An 18380-nucleotide genomic window follows, 5' to 3' on the forward strand; every position below is an offset into this window, starting at 1 on the left:
CGCCGCGGCCGCCGCCGGCGCGGCGCCGCCCGCGGCGGCCGTCGCGGCGAGCGCCGCGGGCGTCTCCTCGACACGGCTGACCAGGTGGCGGGGGATCAGCACCAGCACCGCCGTGCCGCCCGTCGCGGAGGGCCGGAAGGAGACCGTGAGGTCGTGCTTGCGGGCCAGGTGGCCGACGACCGCGAGACCGAGCCTGGTGCCGGTGAGCGCGGACAGGTCCGGCGCGTCCCCGGAGACGGCCTGCTCCGCCCGCCGGAGCGCCGAGTCGCCCATGGTCAGGCCGCTGTCCTCGACGGTGACCAGCAGTCCGGCCGGCACCTCGCTGACGTAGGTGAACACCTCGGTGCTGGGCGGACTGAAGTTGCAGGCGTTGTCGAGGAGTTCGGCCAGGACGTGCATCACGCCCTCGGCCGCGTGCCCGGCCACCGCGATGCTCGGCGGCACGGCGCGCAGCCGCACCCGCCGGTAGCCGGCTATCCGGCCCATCGCGCCCCGCAGCACCGACTCCATGGTGATCGGGCGCGCCCAGCGGCGGCCGGAGCGGGCGCCGCTGAGCACCGCGATGGAGTCGGCCAGGCGGCCGGCCTGCGCGGTGCGGTGGTCGACGTGCAGCAGGTCGGCCAGGACGTCGCCGTCGTGGTGGCGCTCCTCCATCTCCCGCAGTTCGGCGAGGGTGGAGGTGGAGATGGCCTGCATGCGCCCGGCCGCGTTCGCGCAGGCGGCCAGGGCGGCGGCCCGGCGCGCCTCGCTGCGGCCCAGCGCGCGGACCACGTGCTGGAGCGCCCGGGCGTGCTCGGGCCGGACGGGAGCCACGGCGGCCTGCCGGCCGGTCGGCGAGAACTCGGCCAGCACCCGCTCCGCGGTGGCGCCCCCGGCGGCCCGGGCGATCGCCGCCGGGAGCGTGGTGTCGGCGAACCGGACGGCGTCCGCCTCGAGTTCGGCGTACCGCTCGACGGCGCGCAGCTCGCGGGAGCGGAACCAGGCGGCGAGTCCGGCGGTGAAGGTCAGCAGGACGCCACCGCCGGACACGGTCCACACGAGCGCGTCCGAGCCGTCCTCCGGGAACGCGAAGGCCGTCGCGCCGGCGAGCGCCCCGCTCGTCAGCGCACAGACGAACGCGACCGAGCGGACTCGGGACAGAGGCATCGGTGTACTCCTCAGCAGGCCGTGGCACAGCGGCAGGGCGGTAACTCGGGGACACTATAGGGACGTTGTGTGTCTCGGATTGCCTGCCGGTGACCGAACTGTGAGGAGAAGTTGATCGCAGATTTCCGACAATGGATCACTTGTCATGTCAAGTTGACCAGACGGGTTGTGACGAAAAGCTGCCGTTGCGTCAGTTCTTCACCGGGCGTTCACCGCCGGACCGCCAGGTAGAACTCGAAGGCCTTGTGCAGGGCCTTGCTGAGCGGGAGCTCCCACTCGCCGAGGTACTCCACCGCCTCGCCGCCGGTGCCGACCTTGAACCGGAGCAGACCGAGCAGCGGGTCGCCGTCCTCCAGCGTGTCGGTGATGCCGCGCAGGTCGTAGACGGCCGCGCCGCGCTCGAGGGCGTCGCAGATCATCCGCCACTGCAGGGCGTTGCTCGGCTGGACCTCCCGGCGGCGCGAGGTCGAGGCGCCGTACGAGTACCAGACGTGCTCGCCGACCGTGAGCACGGTGGCGGCGGCCAGCGTCTCGCCGTCGTGGGAGGCCAGGTAGAGCCGCATCCGGCCGGGGTCCTCCGCGCGCAGCGCCTCCCACATCCGCCGGAAGTAGCCGAGCGGCCGCGGCGTGAACCCGTCGCGGCCGGCCGTCTCCAGATAGAGCTCGTGGAAGGTCCCCAGGTCCTCGCCGTCCCCCTCGACGACCTTGACGCCCGCCTTCTCGGCCTTCTTGACGTTGCGCCGCCACTGCTGGTTGAAACCGCCCAGGATCTGCTCCGGCGACCGGCCGCGCAGCGGCAGCTGGAAGACGTACCGGGGCTGGCCGAGGGCGAACCCGCCGTCGCCGCCCCCGCCCGACCGCCGCCATCCGGCCTGCCGCAGCCGCTCGGCCACCGCCTCGGCCCCTTCCTCCCGCGCGCTGGGTTCCGCGTCCGCCAGACGGTGCGCCGCCGGGTCCTGGATCGCCTCCTTCACCCGTTCCGCGCTCCACCGCCGTGCGACCACCGGCGGGCCCATCCGCACGGTGAACGCGCCCAGCCCCTTCAGGTGGGCCGTCATCGGCCGGAGCCACCCCTCGGCCAGGCCGGGGTCGCCCCAGTCGACGACCGGTCCCTCCGGGAGGTAGGCCAGCGAGCGCCCGATCCCCGGGACCGGCCGCAGCAGGGCCAGCCCCGCGCCCACCAGCCGGCCGTCCGGGCCGAACCAGCCCAGGCCGTGCGGACGCCAGTCCTCCTTGACGTCGCCCCAGGCCGGCACCTGCAGATGGCTCACCGACGGCCGCGCCCGGACGAAGTCCAGATGCTCCTCACGGGTGATCGTCCGAACCTCGCACCTCATACGCCACGCTCCTGCCCCGGACCGCCTGCCTGCGGTTCCGCCGTCCGGCGACGCCCGACGGCCGACCGATACGAACGATGCAGGGTAGGCGCAGACCCCCGCCGGATCCCTGTACCAACACTCCGCCCGAACGGCTCCCGGCGCACCGGCGGACAGCGGCGGACAGCGGCGGGAGCGGAGCGGCGGACCCCGGCGGCGGCGCGGCGCGGGAGCAGCCGGCCCCGGCGACGCCGGAAACCACTGGCCGGACGCGGCGGCGGCCTGCTGGAATGACGCCGTGCAGCAGACGACGACCGGCACCGCGCCGGATCCGGACGACCGGCCCGGGGCCGTCACCCCCTGGGGCGACGCCGCCTGGCGCACGGCGGTGCAGGAGTTCACCGCGCGCGGGCTGGCGGCCCACGGACTGAGCCCCGCCGCAGGCGCCACCGTGCGGCTGCGCCCGTGGTCGGTCGTGATGCGCGTCCCCACCGGCGACGGCCCGCCCGTCTGGTTCAAGGCCAACCCGCCCGCCGCCCGCTTCGAGGCGGGACTCGGCGGGGCGCTGAGCCGTCTGGTGCCGGACCACGTGCTGCGTCCCCTCGCCGTGGACGCCGGGCGCGGATGGTCGCTGCTGCCGGACGGGGGCCCCGTCCTGCGCGACGTCCTCGCCGGAGCCGGCGCGCAGGAGGCCGCGCGCACCTGGGAGGAAGTCCTTCCGCGCTACGCCGAGGTGCAGCAGACCCTCGGCGGCCACACCGCCGAGCTGGCCGCGCTCGGCGTGCCCGCCGCGCGGACCACCGCGCTGCCGGAGCTGTTCGACCGGCTCCTCGCGGAGAACGCCGTCCACCTCGCCCCCGCCGGTCTCTCCCGGCTGGAGGCCGCGCGGCCCCTGATCGCGGAGGCGAGCGCGGAGCTGGCCGCACTGGGCGTCGAGGACTCCCTCGACCACTCCGACCTCCACGGCGGCCAGGTGCTCAGCCCGGCACCCGGCCGCCACACCTTCTTCGACTGGGGCGACTCCTCCCTCACGCACCCGTTCTGCAGCCTGCTGGTCACCTTCCGGGTCTTCCGGCACGAGTACGGCGGCGAGGCGCTGCCGAGGCTCCGCGACGCCTATCTGGAGGCGTGGACCGCCCCCGGCCGCACCGCCCGCGACCTGCGGCACGGACTCGGTCCCGCGCTGCGGCTGGCGGCCCTCACCCGCGCCGCCGCCTGGGGACGGCTGTTCCCCGGCAACCCGGGCCCCGGCGCGGCCGGGGACGAGCCCCCGGCGACGGCCCAGTGGCTGCTGCGCGTGCTCGAGGAACCCCGCGTCTGACCTCCTCGCGCTCCTCGGGGTGAACGCGTCCGCGGGGCGCAACCATGGGCCCTCGCCGGGTGTCGTACCGGGGGAGGGGGACTTCGTCCACCGGCCGGCGCCTCGATCAGGGCTGCCCGGTGTGCGCGGGACCCGCACCACATGGATCCGCACCACACGGATCCGCACTCCATGGATCCGCGCCGCACGGATCCGCGCCGCACGGATCCGCACCGCACGGATCCGCACCGCACGGATCCGCACCGCACGGATCCGCACCGCACGGTTCGCAGAGAGAAGGCACCCGCATGCGCCGCAGCACCGCAGCCGTGGTCACCGCCACGGCGATCGCCCTGATCCTTCCCGCCACCACGGCCGCCGCCCACGCCGCGTCGGCGCCCGGCTTCCTCGCCCCCGCCGACCTGCCGCCGCACCCCTCGTCCGACTGGTATGCCGGCGAGGTCACGGCCGGGACGCCCGACCCCCTTCCCTTCTGCTACGGCCAGGCGCTCCCCGGAGCGACCTCCCAGCACCGGGAGTTCTGGACCGACCTGGACGCCGGCGCCCGCCAGGTCACCGTCGTCGAGAAGGACGGCGCCTCCGCCCAGCGCCTCGCCGACCTGCTCCACCGCGCCGTGAAGCAGTGCGCGGCGCGCACCGAGGCGCAGTACCCGGACGTCGACGCCACGGGCCGCAGCCTCGGCCGCGTCAAGGTCGAGGAGGGCGCCCGGCTGTACGGGGTCCAGGTCGGCACCGAGCACACCCGGGACATCCACCTCTTCTCCGTGGGCCGCGACGGCCGCACGGTGACGGTGGTCCAGTGGGGCCGGATGGGCCAGTTCAAGGACGCCCCGGTCGCCGCGTTCCGCGAGACCGCCCGCACCTCCGTCGCCAAGCTCCACTGACCGGCCGCCCGGCCGCCGCACCGTCCTCCGGCGGGTCCGGACCCCGGCGGGCGCGCCTTCGGCGCGGCCCCGGACCCGCCGGGGGCGCCGGCGCGGCCCGGCCCCCGCGCGGATTGCCGGACGGTGTGAAACATTTCCCGGCCCCACCGCATCAATGAGGTGAGACGGTGCGAGAGAGGGCGGGGCGCGGGATGCGGAGCGGTCGGGCGAGGAACGACTACACGGAGTTCGTGACGGCGAGGGCGGGACATCTCTTCCGCTCCGCCTGCCTGCTCACCGGCGGTGACACCCACCTCGCCGAGGACCTGGTCCAGGAGACCCTGGGCCGCCTGTACGTGAAATGGGGGCGCGTCTCGCGCGCCGGGAACCCGGCGGCGTACGCCCAGACCGTCCTCCACCGCACCTTCCTCGCCCACTGGCGGCGCCGGAGGAGCAAGGAACGCGCCACGGACCTCCTCCCCGACCTCGCCGACCCGTACGGCGTCGACTCCGCCACACGGCTGGCCCTGGTCGACGCCCTGGGCCGGCTGCCCGCCAAGGACCGGGCCGTGCTCGTCCTGCGCTACTGGGAGGACCGCAGCATCCAGGAGACGGCCGAGGTGATGAACACCAGCCCGGCAGCCGTGCGCACCCGGTGCGTCCGGGCCCTCGGCCGGCTGAGGGCGCTGATCGGCGAGGACCTGCACGAGTACGCCGCTTCCTGACCCATCCGCACGGCACATCCCCACCCACGACTCCGGACACGGTGATTCGTCATGCCCGTTGAAGACCCCCAGGAACACGACCCCTTCGCGGACCGGTTCGCCCGAGCCCTGCACCAGGCCGGAGCGGGCTTCGAGACGCACCGGGACCTCGCCGCCGCCGGAGAGGCCCGTGGCCGCGGCCTGGTGCTGCGCCGCAGGGCCGCCGTCCTCGCGGGGGCGGCCGCGGTGGCCTGCGCCGGAGTGGGCGGGGTCCTGCTGCTCCCCGGCGACGGCGGCGCGGACGACCGCCGGTCCGTGGCCGCCGCCACGGCCGGCCCCTCACCGGCCGCCGGCGAGGACGGCGGGATCACCGCCCGGGAGATGATCCGCACCCTCAGGAACCTGCTGCCGGAGGGGAGGATCAGCAAGGAACGGGGAGTGGGCACCGACCGCGAGCCCCTGATGCCGTACGCGCAGGTCGTGCACGACGACGGCGCAGGAGGAGGGGCGATCGCCGTCAGCCTGCAGCGCGTGGAACCGGGCAGCCGGGAGGCCCGCGAGGCCACCACCTGCCCGGACAGGACCTTCGTCCCGTACGACGCGTGCCGGACCACCGAACTCGCCGACGGCTCACTGCTCATGATCTTCCAGGGGTACGAACACCCGGACCGCCGTACGGACACCAAATGGTGGGCCGCCGAACTCGTCACTCCCGAGGGCCGGCGCGTCTCGGTGAGCGAGTGGAACGCCGAGGCGCAGAAGGACGCTCCGGTCACCAGGCCCGAACCGCCGCTCTCGGTGGAGGAGTTGAAGGAACTGGCCACCGCGCCGGTCTGGCGCCCCATGGTGGACGTGCTCCGCGAGAGGCAGCGGCCCGGACCGGACGCGTCACCGTCCCCGGAGTCGTCCGCGCCCGCGGAGGCGCTACCGCCCGCCGGGGCGCCGGACGAGCGCATGCGGAAGACCTTCGTCTCACTGCTCCCCGACGGGCTCGAGGTGAAGAAGCACGGCGGTCAGGCCTCCGACCACGCCTACCTGGTGGTCGACGACGGCGAGGGGGCGAGCATGGTCCAGGTCGACGTGCAGGCCGACATGTCCGGCGCCGAGCGGCAGCTCTTCGGCGCGGACGCGGAGACCCTCCCCGACGGCACGAAGGTCGTGCGGCGGCAGGGCCCCGGCGAGAAGGGCGGGCGGGACGTGGTGATGTGGACCGTCGACACCATCCGGCCCGACGGCATGCGGGTGGTGATCAGCGCCTTCAACTCCGGTGCCCAGCACACGGCCGCGACCCGCGAGGCCCCCGCCCTGACGATGGGGCAGCTCCGGGAGATCGCCACCAGCCCCGAGTGGCGGGACCTGCTCTGAGGCACTGCCCGGCGGGCGGCCGGGTTCCGGCCCGCCGGGCGCCCACCGTCCCGGTGCGCGGTCACCCGGTGGCCGGCCCCCTCGGCCGGGACCGCGGGGGAGGCCCCGGCGGTCCCTCGAGGGTGATCACCCGGTCGCAGGCGTTCCGGGTGGCCGCGACCAGCAGCCCGTTGGGCCGGTCGTTGCCCGTCACCCGGGCCCGGGCGACCTCCGCGCTGGAGCCCGTCGCCGTGTGCCGGCCGCGCAGCCGTTCCTCGCGCACCGCGTCCGGCGCGTCCAGGAACCAGAGTTCGTCCAGGCAGGCGCGCGCCGACGGCCACGGCCCCGTGCCCACGGCCAGGTAGTTCCCCTCGGTGACGACCAGCCGGGCGGAGGGCTCCACCACGTGGAGCGCCGCCACCGGCTCGTGCAGGATCCGCGAATAGCCGGGGGCGTACACCGGTTCCTCACCGTGCTCGCGGATCCGCCGCAGCAGCGCGGCGTAACCCCAGCCGTCGAAGCTCGGCTCGGAGCCCTTGCGGCCGGTCAGGCCCAGCCGGGCGAGCTGGGCGTTGGAGAGGTGGAAGCCGTCCATCGGGACGTACGCCGTGCTTCCTGGCCCCAGCCGCTCCCCGGCGGCCGCCACCAGGTACTCGGCGAGCGTGGACTTCCCGGCGCCCGGCGCCCCGGCGATGCCGAGGATCACCCGCCCGGTGGTCCCCTCCGTCAGCGTCAGCGTCTCCCGCAGCAGCGTCGTGGCGTCCATGCCCGTCATCGCACCACGTCCGGGGGCCCGCCCGCACCACCCCTGTGACCCAGCTCTCCCCGGGGAGTCCTGTCCGCCCGCCCGCCCGTACGGGAGGATCGGCGGACGGTCGTGCGGGAACGGTACGGGCAGGACAGGGAGCGTCATGGAACGGCACACCCCGGACTTCGGGCTCACGGCGGACGACTACGGGCGGCACCGTGCCGGTTTCCCGCCGGAGCTGATCACCCGTCTGGCCCGCCACGGTGTCGAGGCGTCCGGCCGCGACGCCCTGGACCTCGGCACCGGAACCGGAAGCCTCGCCCGGCTGCTCGCCCTGGCGGGCGCGCGCGTCACCGGCGTGGATCCGGCGGCCCCCCTGCTGGACCAGGCCCGGCGGCTCGACGCCGAGGCGGGTGTGACCGTCGAGTACCGGGTGGGCACCGCCGAGGAGACCGGCCTCCCGGACCGCGCCTTCGACGTCGTCACGGCCGGCCAGTGCTGGCACTGGTTCGACGCGCCCAGGGCCGCGGCGGAGGTCCGGCGGCTGCTGCGTCCCGGGGGCCGGGTGGTGATCGCCCACTTCGACTGGCTGCCGCTGCCGGGCAACGTGGTCGCCGCGACGGAGGAGCTGATCGTCGCCCACAACCCGGCCTGGTCCATGGGCGGCGGCACCGGTCTTCACCCGCGGTGGCTGACGGACCTGGCCACGGCGGGCTTCCGCGGCATCGAGACGTTCTCCTTCGACCTCGACGTGCCCTACGGCCCGCGGGACTGGGTGGGCCGGATCCGGGCCAGCGCCGGCGTGGGCGCGAGCCTGCCGGAGGAGCGGGTGCGGGCCTTCTCCGAGGAGCTCACGGCGGTCCTGCGCGACCGGTTCCCCGGCGACGTGCTGCGGATCCCGCACCGGACCTGGGCGGTCACCGCCCAGGCGCCCGGCGCCTGACCCCGCCGGGCCGCGTCCGCGCGGGCCCGTTCACCGCCGGGCGTCCTCGGCCGGCTGCCGGAACGCCCACGGCGTCCTCGGCTCCACCACCGGCCGGAACAGCCGCCGCACCGGCGCCGTGCAGAGCGCGGTGACCAGCAGTGCGCCCAGCAGGGTCACCGCGAGGTGTCCCAGCCGGCCGTACGGCTGCAGCAGGTCGTAGAGGCTCGTGCGGGCGAGGAACTTCATGAGGAAGCCGTGCAGCAGATAGCCGTAGAGGGTGCCCGTGCCGAGCGCGGTGAACCAGGTCCGGCGGGCCGGCACCCAGGAGAGGAAGCAGGCCACCAGCACCACCGCGAGGGCGAACAGCAGCAGCGTCATCACCGGACCCGCCCACCAGCTCATCCCCAGCTGCTGGGCGGCGCTGCTGTGGTAGAGCCACGCGTAGGACACCCGCGGCACCGCCCAGTGCACCGTCGCCAGGCCCAGCAGCGCCACCGGCACCGACAGCGCCCGGACCGCGGGGTGCCGCACCAGCGCGAAGTGCTCCGGGCGCAGGCACAGCCCGAGGACGAAGTACGGCAGGAACTGGAGCACCCGCTGGAGGTCCAGGTCCTCGCCGATCGAGGGCGAGAGGCTCGCGAGCATCGCCACGCAGAGCGCCACCGGCAGTGGCCACCTCAGCGAGCGCCACAGCGGGGCGGTCAGCCGCCAGACGAACAGCGCCGCCAGGAACCAGGTCACGTAGGTGGGGTCGAGCAGGGTGATCGGCCGCTGCGGGTCGTCGTCGCTCCAGCGGGTGAAGAGCGCGTACGCCGTCTCGAAGAGGACGTAGGGCACGGCGAAGCAGGTCACCAGCCGCCGGACCCGGCCGGGCGAGCCGTCGAAGGACCGGGAGAAGTAGCCGGAGACGACGATGAACGCCGGCATGTGGAAGGAGTAGACGAAGACGTAGAGGGTGAGCGCCTCGCGGTCCCCCGGCAGCAGCGGCTCCCAGATGTGGCCGACCGCGACCAGGAGGATGGCCAGGTACTTGGCGTTGTCGAAGAACGCGTCGCGGGCCGCCGACGGGTCGCCGGGCCCGGAGGATCCCGGCTCGTCGAGTCCGCCCGGCCGGTGAGCGGTTGCTGTCGCCGTTGACATGGCCAGCGCCTCACCGGAAGCGCGGAGGGCAAACCTCCGGGACCGGCCGATGGCCGACTTCGCTCGGTCGGCGTAGTCCGCGTGAACGCTGTCAACGTCCTCGTCGTCGTTGAAGACCCGCTGGTGGGCTGTGTACGGTGGGGTCATGACTGAGAGTGCTGGGAACCAGGCGGCAGGAGCTCTGGTGACCGGCTCGGAGATCGCCCGTCTCGCCGGCGTCACCCGCGCCGCCGTCTCCAACTGGCGAAGACGGTACGACGACTTCCCCGAACCGGCCGGGGGCGGTCCCAACAGCCCGCTCTTCGACCTCGCCGAGATCCGCTCCTGGCTCGAACGGCAGCGCAAGGGGCAGGACGTCTCCGAGGAGGTCAGGCTCTGGCAGACGCTCCGCGGGGCCTACGGCGACGACATGATCACCGCGCTCGCCGACGCCGCCGCGCACGTCGACGACCCCCGTGCCGCCACCCCGCTGCCCGAGGAGGCCGTGCGGCTGATCGGCCAGCTCCTCGCACGCGGCTCCGCCGCGGAACTCGTCACCGGCCTCGCCGAGCGCTTCACCGACTCGGTCCGGCGCGCCGCCTCCGACCAGGTCACCACCGCCCGGGTGGTGCGGGCCGTGCGCCACTTCGCCGGCCGGGTCGCCGAGGACGCGGTGATCCTCGACCCCGCCTGCGGCACGGGGACACTGCTGCTGTGCGTCGGACCCGAGGACGGACCGCGACGCCACGGGCAGGAGATCGACCCCGACAGCGCGCGGTTCGCCCAGCTGCGCGCCGACCTGACGGGCCGGGACGGCGTCCGCGTCGTCGTCGGCGACTCCCTCCGCGAGGACCGGCTGCCCGGCCTCAAGGCCGACCTGGTGGTCTGCGACCCGCCCGTCGGGGACACCGACTGGGGCCGGGAGCAGCTGCTGCTGGACCGCCGCTGGGAATTCGGCACGCCGTCGCGGGCGGAGAGCGAACTCGCCTGGCTCCAGCACGCCTACGCGCACACCGCGCCCGGCGGACGGGTGCTGATGGTGATGCCCGCCTCGGTCGCGTACCGCAAGGCGGGCCGCCGCATCCGCGCCGAACTGGTCCGGCGGGGCATCCTCACCCAGGTCACCGCGCTGGCCCCCGGCACCGCCGCCTCGCACGCCCAGCCCGTCCACCTCTGGCACCTGCGCCGTCCGGCCGGACCCGGCGACGCGGCCACCGCCGTGCGGATGGTCGACCTCACCGCCGGCGATCCCGACGGGCCGCTGGAACCGGACCCGGCGCAGGCCGCGGACATCGCGCTGATCGACCTGCTCGACGACAGCGTGGACCTCACCCCCGGGCGTCACGTCGGGGACTCCAACCGCGACTTCACCGCCGAGTACCGGGCGCTGCGCGAACAGCTCGACGACCGGCTGGAGCGGCTCGGCCGGCTGCTGCCCTCGCTGGCGGAGGGCCGGGGCCCGGGCGCGCTGGACGGCTCCACCGTGAGCGTGGCCGAGCTGGCCCGGGCGGGGCTGGTCACCCAGAGCGGGGAGGAACCCGTCTCGGCCAGCGACCAGCTCGACACCGACTACCTCCGCGGCTTCCTGCGCTCCTCGGCCAACGTCCGGCGGTCGACCTCCCTCAGCGGGACGTTCCGCCTCGACGGGCGGGGGGCGAGGGTGCCGCAGATGGACATCGAGGAGCAGCGGCGGTACGGGGCGGCGTTCCGGAGGCTGCGGGAGTTCGAGCAGTGCGCCCGTGAGGTCGCCGACCTCACGCGGCGGATCGCCGAACTCGCCGGCGAAGGGCTGGGCAACGGCGCGCTGGCCCCCGGACGGGACGACTGACACGGGACCGGCCCGGGACCGCCGGAGGGCGTTCCGGAGCCGGCCGTGGGCACGCGCCGCGCCCGTGCCTCCCCGGCGTCCCGGGGGAGAGGGGCGTCCTGCTAGGCGGTGGGGGCGAGCGGCAGGCAGACGGCGCTCACCGTGAAGGGCACCGGGGTGGTGCTCGTCGTGCGGACCGTGCCGGTCCAGCCGTTCGCGCCGTCCGGAGCCGAGTCGACCGCCGTGACGACGGAGAGCAGCGACTCGTCCACGCTGACGCCTCCGCCGGTGAGGGTGCTGCCGGCCGGACAGGTGGCCGTCTCCGTCCCGGGAGCCGTGGCGGTGGCGCTGCCCGTCACGACCTCCAGGAAGGTCGGGGTCACCTCGCCGGGGTCGCCCGGCTCCCCGGGCTCGCCCTGGGGGCCCGTCGGACCCTGGGGACCCTCGGGGCCCTGGGGTCCCTCGGGGCCGGGCGGACCCTCCGGACCCGCGGGGCCCGCCACACCCTGCGGCCCCGCCGGGCCCGGCGCGCCGGCCGGACCCGCGGGACCCGCCGGACCGGGCTCGCCCTGCGGCCCCGAGGGGCCCGGCTCGCCCTGCGGCCCCGAGGGACCGCCTCCCCCGCACCCGTCGCCGCACTCGTGCGACGCGGTGACGGGGACCGCGCCGTGCGAGGCGTGGACCGACGGGGCGATCGCACCGGCGAGGAGGGCCGCCGCCGCGACCGGCAGACCGACCTGGCAGAGCCGACGTATCGACATTCTCAAGGTTGCTCCCGATGGGTGAGGGGCCGGGCGCGGGGAACGCCGAGCGGTTCGCGCCGGGCCTGGATCGACGTCACCGATCCCAGCACGCGCGTCGGCACGCCGCCCGGCGGGAACACCCTCGCGGGCTAGCACCGCGGCGAACGTCATCCGGACGGCCGTGTGCCGTGGCCGACGGGGAGGCGTTCCGCGTGCTACCGCGCCCCAACCGGCCCCCGGGGCAGGAGGGTTGCGGAACCCGATCCCCGGGATGGCAGGATCGCCGCACCAGTCCGGCGGACCAGGGGGACTTCCATGGAGCACAGGCCCGACCCGATCCAGATCATCACCCGCCCCAGCGTCTCGGTGGCGGAGGACCGGATACAGGCCCTGGGAGCCTGGGTGCACGCCGCCCGCCGCGCCGGGTGGCGGGTCGACCCGGTGGACGAGCCGGTGGACTGGCCCGCCGGGGAGTGCGGCCTGGTCGACATCGAGGGACTCCGCTACCTGCTCCGGATCGGCCTGCGCGGCCGCACCCGCGCGGTGCTGCTCCCCGCCGGGCAGGCGGGGCCGGGGACGGCCGAACTTCCCGCCGGGGACCGCGCGGTCGCCTCCCGGCCGGTCCTGCAGCTCACCACCTGGGCCGAACCCGTCCTCGCCCCGGAGTGAGGGGGCGGGAGGCGGATCCGTCCTCGCCCCGAGGGCGTACCGCTTCCGGGAACAGGTGATCCGGGGCCGGACGCAGGTCCTGCGGGGAGCGGCAGCGCACGGTGGACATCCCCAGCGCCGCCGCGGCCTCGGTGTTCTCCGCCCGGTCGTCCACGAACGGACAGCGTTCGGCGGCCACGCCGGCCGGCCCGGTGGCGATCCCGTAGATCTCGCGGTCCGGTTCGGCCGCTCCCTCCCGCGCGCTGCTGAGGACGTGGTGGGCGAGATCCGCGATGCCCGTCGTCTGCGGGCCGCGTCCGAGTCCGGACGTCGCGTTGGTGACCAGGACGAGCGGCACCACCTCGCGCGTCCGCCGCGGCGTGCCCACCACCTCGGGGTCCGCCCGGAACGGCGCGTCCGCCACGGCCCCGGCCGGCTCGCCGGCCCGTGCGGGCGGCACGAAGGCGGTCAACCGCTCCGCCACGCTCTCCCGCCACTCGTCGACGCCGACCCGGCCGAGCAGCAGCGGGAGGCCGGGTTCCGGCGCGTAGGCCACCGAGGCGGTGAGGCCCTCCGCGAGCCCCGAGGCCCGCTCCGGTGCGGTGAGCGCCGAGAAGCCGCAGAAGCGGACGACGTTGTCGAGGTCGCGGAGAACCGCGTCGAAGGCGCGGACGGCGACGGTCACCGGCCCTGCCTGTCACGGTCGTTCCGACCCGGGCCCCGGCGTGTCCCCCCCAGGTCACGCCGGGACCGGTCGGCCCCCGGAATCCCCCCGGATTCCCCCCGGGTCCCCCTCAGGCCCCCCGAGGCGCACCGGTTCGTCCCCCCGGAGAAGCGGTGCGTCGAGGGAGGACGCTACACGATTGTGTCTCCGTTGACCAGGCGATCAGCTTGTTGACATCGTCAACAAGGCGTGTCGGGCGCGTCGACCCGCGTGCGGTGACGGAGAGGCGGGAACACGGCCCGGGATGATCGACCGCCGAGCGGCGCGGAAGGTTGTACGGAGACGCCGAAAAACATCGACGGGTCGCCGGCGAGCTGACGCACGGTCAAGAACCCTCCGCGGACGCACCGTCGGCTCAGGTCACGCGGAAGCGGGAAAAGATCGCCGCATCGTCCGGTCTGGTGCCCGTCGCGCACCGACGCGACTAGGGTGGGACGAATGAAGGCTCTCGTCCTCTCAGGTGGAGCCGGCACGCGACTGCGGCCGATCACACACACGTCGGCCAAGCAACTCGTGCCGGTGGCCAACAAGCCGGTTCTGTTCTACGGATTGGAATCCATCGCCGATGCCGGGATAACCGAGGTCGGGATGGTCGTCGGGGACACCGCCGAGGAGATCCGCACCGCGGTCGGCGACGGCTCCGACTTCGGTCTCAAAGTGACGTACATCCCGCAGGAGAAGCCCCTGGGCCTGGCCCACGCGGTGCTGATCGCACGGGACTTCCTCGGCGACGACGACTTCGTGATGTACCTCGGCGACAACTTCATCGTCGGCGGCATCAACGACATCGTCGACGACTTCCGCCACAACCGTCCCGCCGCCCAGATCCTGCTGACCAAGGTGCCCGACCCCCGGGCCTTCGGCGTCGCCGTGCTCGACGAGGCCGGACGGGTGGTGGCGCTGGAGGAGAAGCCGGAGCAGCCCAAGAGCGACCTCGCGCTGGTCGGCGTCTACCTCTTCACGCCCAGGATCCACGAGGCGGTCCGCTCCATCGAGCCCTCCTGGCGCGGGGAACTGGAGATCACCCACGCCATCCAGCGGCTGATCGACGACCGGGCCGCCGTGCGGTCCACCGTCATCCAGGGGTACTGGAAGGACACCGGCAACGTCGTCGACATGCTCGAGGTCAACCGGATGGTCCTCGAGTCGCTGGAGCCGCGCAACGACGGCGAGGTCGACGAGGCGAGCGAGACCGTCGGCCGGGTCGTCATCGAGCCGGGCGCGCGGGTGACCCGCTCGCGGATCGTCGGCCCCGCCGTGATCGGCGCGGGGACCGTGGTCAGCGACTCGTACATCGGCCCGTTCACCTCGGTGGGGGAGAACTGCACCGTCGACGACAGCGAGCTGGAGTTCTCCATCGTGCTGCGCGACGCCACCATCTGCGGCGTCGGACGGATCGAGTCCTCCCTCATCGGCCGCCACGCCGAAGTGACCACCCAGGCCGCGCCCGGCGTGCCCAGTGCCCACCGTCTCGTCCTCGGCGACCACAGCAAGGTGCGAATCCATCCATGACCTCCTCGACCTCCCCCTCCTCCCGCCTGCTCGTCACCGGGGCCGCGGGCTTCATCGGGTCCACCTACGTGCGGACCCTGCTCGCCGCCGAGGACAAGGCGGACCTGCGCATCACCGTGCTGGACAAGCTCACCTACGCGGGCACCCTGGACAACCTGCCGCTGGACCACCCGCGCCTGGAGTTCGTCCAGGGAGACATCCGTGACGCCGAACTGGTGGACAAGCTGGTGGGCGCCGCCGGCCAGGTCGTCCACTTCGCCGCCGAGTCCCACGTGGACCGCTCCATCGCCGGCGCGGCGGACTTCGTCCTCACCAACGTCGTCGGCACCCAGACGCTGCTGGACGCCGCGCTCCGGCACGGCGTGGGGCCGTTCGTGCACGTCTCCACCGACGAGGTGTACGGCTCCATCGAGACGGGGTCCTGGCCGGAGACCCACCCGCTCGCCCCCAACTCGCCCTACTCGGCCTCCAAGGCGTCGTCCGACCTGCTCGCGCTCGCCTACCACCGGACCCACGGCATGGACGTCCGGGTCACCCGCTGCTCCAACAACTACGGGCCGCACCAGTTCCCCGAGAAGGTGATTCCGCTCTTCGTCACCAACCTCCTCGACGGGAAGAAGGTGCCGCTCTACGGGGACGGGCGCAACGTCCGCGACTGGCTGCACGTCGACGACCACTGCCGGGGCGTGGAACTCGTCCGCACCAAGGGCCGGTCCGGCGAGGTCTACAACATCGGCGGGGGCACCGAGCTCTCCAACAAGGAGCTCACCGGCCTGCTCCTGGAGGCCTGCGGCGCGGACTGGGACATGGTCGAGTACGTCGAGGACCGCAAGGGACACGACCTGCGCTATTCGGTCGACTGGGGCAAGGCCCGCACCGAACTCGGCTACCATCCCCGGCACGACTTCCCCACCGGTCTCGCCGACACCGTCACCTGGTACCGGGAGAACCGGGACTGGTGGGAGCCCTTGAAGGAGCGGGCCGGCGTCTGAACACCCGGGCCACGACCGGCCGGCGGAGCACGGAACCACGGAGAAGCACGTCACCACGGAGAAGCGCGTATGAAATGGCTCGTCACCGGCGCCGGAGGCATGCTCGGCCGGGACACCGCCGAGGAACTCGCCCGTCGCGGTGAGGAGGTGGTGGCCCTCGGCCGCGCCGAACTGGACGTCACCCGCGAGGAGAAGGTCCGCGCCGCCCTCGGCGAACACCGCCCCGACGTGGTCGTCAACTGCGCCGCCTACACGGCGGTCGACGACGCCGAACACGACGAGGCGACCGCCCTGCGGGTCAACGGCGACGGCCCCCGCGTCCTGGCCCGGATGTGCGCCGAGCAGGCCCCGGCCCGGCTGATCCACGTCTCCACCGACTACGTCTTCGACGGCCGGGACCGCGAAACCCCCTACCCGGAGGACCATCCCACCGCGCCCCGCACCGCCTACGGCCGCACCAAACTGGCCGGCGAACGGGCGGTCCTCACCGAACTGCCCGGACGGAGCGCCGTGGTGCGCACCGCGTGGCTCTACGGCGTCCACGGCAGGAGCTTCGTCCGCACCATGACCGAGCTCGAATCCCGCCGGGACACCCTCGACGTCGTCGCCGACCAGCGCGGCCAGCCCACCTGGAGCGCCGACGTCGCCGGGCGGATCGCCGAACTCGGCGTCCGCCTCGGCGCGGACGACCGGGACGCGACCGGGATCTTCCACGCCACCAGCTCCGGCGAGGCCACCTGGCACGAACTGGCCCAGGAGGTCTTCCGCCTCCTCGGCGCCGACCCGGCCCGGGTGCGCCCCGTCACCAGCGAGGCGTTCCCCCGGCCGGCCCCCCGTCCCGCCTACAGCGCCCTCGCCCACCACCGGTGGCGGCACCTCGGACTGCCCCCGTTGCGGGACTGGCGCACCGCCCTGCATGTTGCCCTTCCGCTCATCCGCAAGGAGTCCTGTTCGTGAAGCGCCACGAGTTCCTGAGGGAGCTCCACAAGACCTGCGCCAACCGGAACTACCTGGAGATCGGCGTCAACGACGGTCGCAGCCTCACCCTCTCCCGGGTCCCGAGCATCGCCGTCGACCCCGCGTTCAAGGTGGTCACCGAGATCCGCTGCGACGTCCACCTGGTGAAGGCCACCAGTGACGACTTCTTCGCCCGCGAGAACCCGCTGGGCCACCTCAAGGGCGGCCGCCACCCGCTGCGCAACATCGCCCGCAACCGCAGCCCGTTCGGCTACTGGCAGGACGTCACGCTGGACCTGTCGTTCATCGACGGCATGCACCTCTTCGAGTTCGCGCTGCGCGACTTCATCAACATCGAGAAGCACTCGGACTGGTCCAGCGTCATCGTCTTCGACGACATGCTGCCCCGCAACGTCGACGAGGCCGCCCGCGACCGGCACACCGGCGCGTGGACCGGAGACGTCTACAAGGTGGTCGAGATCCTCCGGCGCCACCGGCCCGACCTGCGGACCGTCCTGGTCGACACCCGGCCCACCGGCCAGCTGCTGGTCTTCGGCGCCGACCCGGCCAGCACGGTGCTGGAGGACAAGTACGACGAGATCATGGCCGAGTTCGACGTGCCCGACCCGCAGAAGGTGCCCGAGTCCATCCTGGACCGCACCACCGCGGTCCGCGCCGAGGACCTGCTGGGCGCCGCCTTCTGGAAGCCGCTGGTCCACGCCCGCAACCGGGGCACCAAGCGCGCCAAGGGCTGGGAGCAGCTGAGCAGGGCGCTGGACCGGCTGACCGCCGAGACGGGCTGACCGGAACCCGGCCGGTCCCGGAACGGGCCGGCCGGGGACCGCACGGCGACGGCCGGAACCCCGCGGTGTCCGCGGAGGTCCCGGCCGTCGTCGTGCGCCCTCACACGGACCCGTCGCCCCGCAGCTTCTCGTAGTACGCCACGCACTCCTCGTACACCGGCAGCAGGCCGGCCGCGCGGGCCTCCGCCAGCGAGGGCGCCGCGGCGTCCTTCTCGGAGAGCACCGGCTCGACGCCGGCGGGCCACTCGATGCCCAGTTCGGGGTCGAGCGGGTGCACGCCGTGCTCGCGGCCGGGGGCGTAGCCCGTCGAGCACAGGTAGAGCACCGTGGCGTCGTCGGTGAGCGCCATGAAGGCGTGGCCGATGCCCTCGGCGAGGAACACGGCGTGGTGGTTGTCCTCGTCCAGCCGGACCGACTCCCAGCGGCCGAAGGTGGGGGAGCCGACCCGGACGTCCACCATCACGTCCAGCACCGCGCCGCGCGCGCAGGTCACGTACTTGGCCTGTCCGGGCGGGACGTCCGCGAAGTGCAGCCCCCGCAGCACGCCCCGCCGGGAGACCGAGCAGTTCGCCTGGGCCGGCGTCAGGTCGTAGCCGGTGGCCTCGCGGAACTCCCGGCCGCGGAACCACTCGTGGAAGCTGCCCCGGTCGTCCGGGAAGACCTTCGGCTCCAGCAGCCAGGTCCCCTCGATGGTCAGCGGTCGCACGC

General features: G+C 74.2%; 18 protein-coding genes. 11 read left to right on the forward strand and 7 right to left on the reverse strand.

From position 1 onward, the window contains the following. Positions 1–1146: sensor histidine kinase (locus tag A2U95_RS19665; RefSeq protein WP_166024340.1), on the reverse strand; the 1146-nt coding region annotated here is incomplete at its 3' end. Between the two features lie 209 nt (positions 1147–1355). Next, entirely contained in the window at positions 1356–2483 is a 1128-nt protein-coding gene (locus A2U95_RS19670; RefSeq protein ID WP_166024343.1) for a lipid II:glycine glycyltransferase FemX, read from the reverse strand. Positions 2484–2760: 277 nt separating this feature from the next. On the opposite strand from A2U95_RS19670, the gene A2U95_RS19675 reads away from it, so the two are divergent. The 4 genes from A2U95_RS19675 (at position 2761) to A2U95_RS19690 (ending at position 6715) form a co-directional block, all read left to right on the forward strand. Next, the gene (locus A2U95_RS19675) at positions 2761–3783 is read left to right on the forward strand and encodes a phosphotransferase (RefSeq protein WP_166024344.1); all 1023 of its coding nucleotides are present in this window, start codon (positions 2761–2763) and stop codon (positions 3781–3783) included. A gap of 287 nt (positions 3784–4070) precedes the next feature. Beyond that, a complete protein-coding gene (locus A2U95_RS19680; RefSeq protein ID WP_166024347.1) occupies positions 4071–4667 on the forward strand; it encodes a hypothetical protein in 597 nt (198 codons plus the stop codon). Positions 4668–4858: 191 nt separating this feature from the next. Then, positions 4859–5371 (forward strand): SigE family RNA polymerase sigma factor, encoded by a 513-nt coding sequence (locus A2U95_RS19685; RefSeq protein WP_166024349.1) that lies wholly within the window; start codon positions 4859–4861, stop codon positions 5369–5371. A gap of 51 nt (positions 5372–5422) precedes the next feature. Then, positions 5423–6715 (forward strand): hypothetical protein, encoded by a 1293-nt coding sequence (locus A2U95_RS19690; protein ID WP_166024351.1) that lies wholly within the window; start codon positions 5423–5425, stop codon positions 6713–6715. A 61-nt stretch (positions 6716–6776) separates the two neighbouring features. On the opposite strand, the gene A2U95_RS19695 is transcribed toward A2U95_RS19690, so the two are convergent. After that, positions 6777–7460, reverse strand: a complete 684-nt coding sequence (locus A2U95_RS19695; RefSeq protein ID WP_166024353.1) for a nucleoside/nucleotide kinase family protein — start codon at positions 7458–7460, stop codon at positions 6777–6779. A 145-nt stretch (positions 7461–7605) separates the two neighbouring features. On the opposite strand from A2U95_RS19695, the gene A2U95_RS19700 reads away from it, so the two are divergent. Further along, the gene (locus A2U95_RS19700) at positions 7606–8385 is read left to right on the forward strand and encodes a class I SAM-dependent methyltransferase (RefSeq protein ID WP_166024355.1); all 780 of its coding nucleotides are present in this window, start codon (positions 7606–7608) and stop codon (positions 8383–8385) included. A gap of 30 nt (positions 8386–8415) precedes the next feature. Here the strand turns inward: A2U95_RS19700 and A2U95_RS19705 are convergent, their stop codons facing one another. Then, entirely contained in the window at positions 8416–9507 is a 1092-nt protein-coding gene (locus A2U95_RS19705; protein WP_166024357.1) for an acyltransferase family protein, read from the reverse strand. Between the two features lie 145 nt (positions 9508–9652). Here A2U95_RS19705 and A2U95_RS19710 point away from each other — a divergent pair, with 145 nt between their 5' ends. Then, on the forward strand, positions 9653–11314 hold the full coding sequence (locus A2U95_RS19710; RefSeq protein ID WP_166024359.1) for an N-6 DNA methylase: 1662 nt from the start codon (positions 9653–9655) through the stop codon (positions 11312–11314). Between the two features lie 101 nt (positions 11315–11415). Here A2U95_RS19710 and A2U95_RS32770 read toward each other — a convergent pair whose 3' ends face one another. After that, positions 11416–11676, reverse strand: a complete 261-nt coding sequence (locus tag A2U95_RS32770; RefSeq protein ID WP_240957373.1) for a hypothetical protein — start codon at positions 11674–11676, stop codon at positions 11416–11418. Positions 11677–12351: 675 nt separating this feature from the next. Here A2U95_RS32770 and A2U95_RS19720 point away from each other — a divergent pair. Further along, positions 12352–12705 carry a hypothetical protein gene (locus tag A2U95_RS19720; protein ID WP_166024363.1) on the forward strand — a complete coding sequence of 118 codons (354 nt, stop codon included), beginning with the start codon at positions 12352–12354 and terminating at the stop codon, positions 12703–12705. Here A2U95_RS19720 and A2U95_RS19725 read toward each other — a convergent pair. After that, positions 12668–13369: an HAD family hydrolase gene (locus tag A2U95_RS19725; RefSeq protein ID WP_240957374.1), complete on the reverse strand. Its 702-nt coding sequence runs from the start codon at positions 13367–13369 to the stop codon at positions 12668–12670. The two genes, A2U95_RS19720 and A2U95_RS19725, sit on opposite strands and share 38 nt — an antisense overlap. A gap of 477 nt (positions 13370–13846) precedes the next feature. Between A2U95_RS19725 and A2U95_RS19730 the strand changes: the two genes are divergently transcribed. The 4 genes from A2U95_RS19730 to A2U95_RS19745 all read left to right on the forward strand — a co-directional run bounded on the left by A2U95_RS19730 (position 13847) and on the right by A2U95_RS19745 (position 17672). Then, on the forward strand, positions 13847–14920 hold the full coding sequence (locus A2U95_RS19730) for a glucose-1-phosphate thymidylyltransferase (RefSeq protein ID WP_166024365.1): 1074 nt from the start codon (positions 13847–13849) through the stop codon (positions 14918–14920). After that, complete coding sequence (gene rfbB / locus A2U95_RS19735; RefSeq protein WP_166024367.1) at positions 14917–15912, forward strand: dTDP-glucose 4,6-dehydratase; 996 nt, start codon at positions 14917–14919, stop codon at positions 15910–15912. The genes A2U95_RS19730 and rfbB overlap by 4 nt, the downstream gene beginning before the upstream one ends. A gap of 69 nt (positions 15913–15981) precedes the next feature. Continuing rightward, entirely contained in the window at positions 15982–16869 is an 888-nt protein-coding gene (gene rfbD / locus A2U95_RS19740) for a dTDP-4-dehydrorhamnose reductase (protein ID WP_166024369.1), read from the forward strand. Continuing rightward, positions 16866–17672, forward strand: coding sequence for a class I SAM-dependent methyltransferase (locus A2U95_RS19745; RefSeq protein WP_166024371.1), 807 nt, complete (start codon positions 16866–16868; stop codon positions 17670–17672). The genes rfbD and A2U95_RS19745 overlap by 4 nt, the downstream gene beginning before the upstream one ends. 100 nt (positions 17673–17772) lie before the next feature. Here A2U95_RS19745 and rfbC read toward each other — a convergent pair whose 3' ends face one another. Then, complete coding sequence (gene rfbC, locus A2U95_RS19750; protein WP_166024373.1) at positions 17773–18378, reverse strand: dTDP-4-dehydrorhamnose 3,5-epimerase; 606 nt, start codon at positions 18376–18378, stop codon at positions 17773–17775. Between the last annotated feature and the right edge of the window lie 2 nt (positions 18379–18380).

It is taken from the genome of Streptomyces chilikensis, from assembly GCF_001642695.1.
GTDB lineage: Bacteria > Actinomycetota > Actinomycetes > Streptomycetales > Streptomycetaceae > Streptomyces > Streptomyces chilikensis.

Coding starts and splice junctions, on each gene's coding strand:
- A2U95_RS19730 (WP_166024365.1), top strand. CDS start 13,847: ATGAAGGCTCTCGTCCTCTCAGGTGGAGCCGGCACGCGACTGCGGCCG.
- A2U95_RS19670 (WP_166024343.1), bottom strand. CDS start 2,483: ATGAGGTGCGAGGTTCGGACGATCACCCGTGAGGAGCATCTGGACTTC.
- rfbB (WP_166024367.1), top strand. CDS start 14,917: ATGACCTCCTCGACCTCCCCCTCCTCCCGCCTGCTCGTCACCGGGGCC.
- A2U95_RS19680 (WP_166024347.1), top strand. CDS start 4,071: ATGCGCCGCAGCACCGCAGCCGTGGTCACCGCCACGGCGATCGCCCTG.
- A2U95_RS19710 (WP_166024359.1), top strand. CDS start 9,653: ATGACTGAGAGTGCTGGGAACCAGGCGGCAGGAGCTCTGGTGACCGGC.
- A2U95_RS19720 (WP_166024363.1), top strand. CDS start 12,352: ATGGAGCACAGGCCCGACCCGATCCAGATCATCACCCGCCCCAGCGTC.
- A2U95_RS19685 (WP_166024349.1), top strand. CDS start 4,859: ATGCGGAGCGGTCGGGCGAGGAACGACTACACGGAGTTCGTGACGGCG.
- A2U95_RS19695 (WP_166024353.1), bottom strand. CDS start 7,460: ATGGACGCCACGACGCTGCTGCGGGAGACGCTGACGCTGACGGAGGGG.
- A2U95_RS19700 (WP_166024355.1), top strand. CDS start 7,606: ATGGAACGGCACACCCCGGACTTCGGGCTCACGGCGGACGACTACGGG.
- A2U95_RS19705 (WP_166024357.1), bottom strand. CDS start 9,507: ATGTCAACGGCGACAGCAACCGCTCACCGGCCGGGCGGACTCGACGAG.
- A2U95_RS19690 (WP_166024351.1), top strand. CDS start 5,423: ATGCCCGTTGAAGACCCCCAGGAACACGACCCCTTCGCGGACCGGTTC.
- rfbD (WP_166024369.1), top strand. CDS start 15,982: ATGAAATGGCTCGTCACCGGCGCCGGAGGCATGCTCGGCCGGGACACC.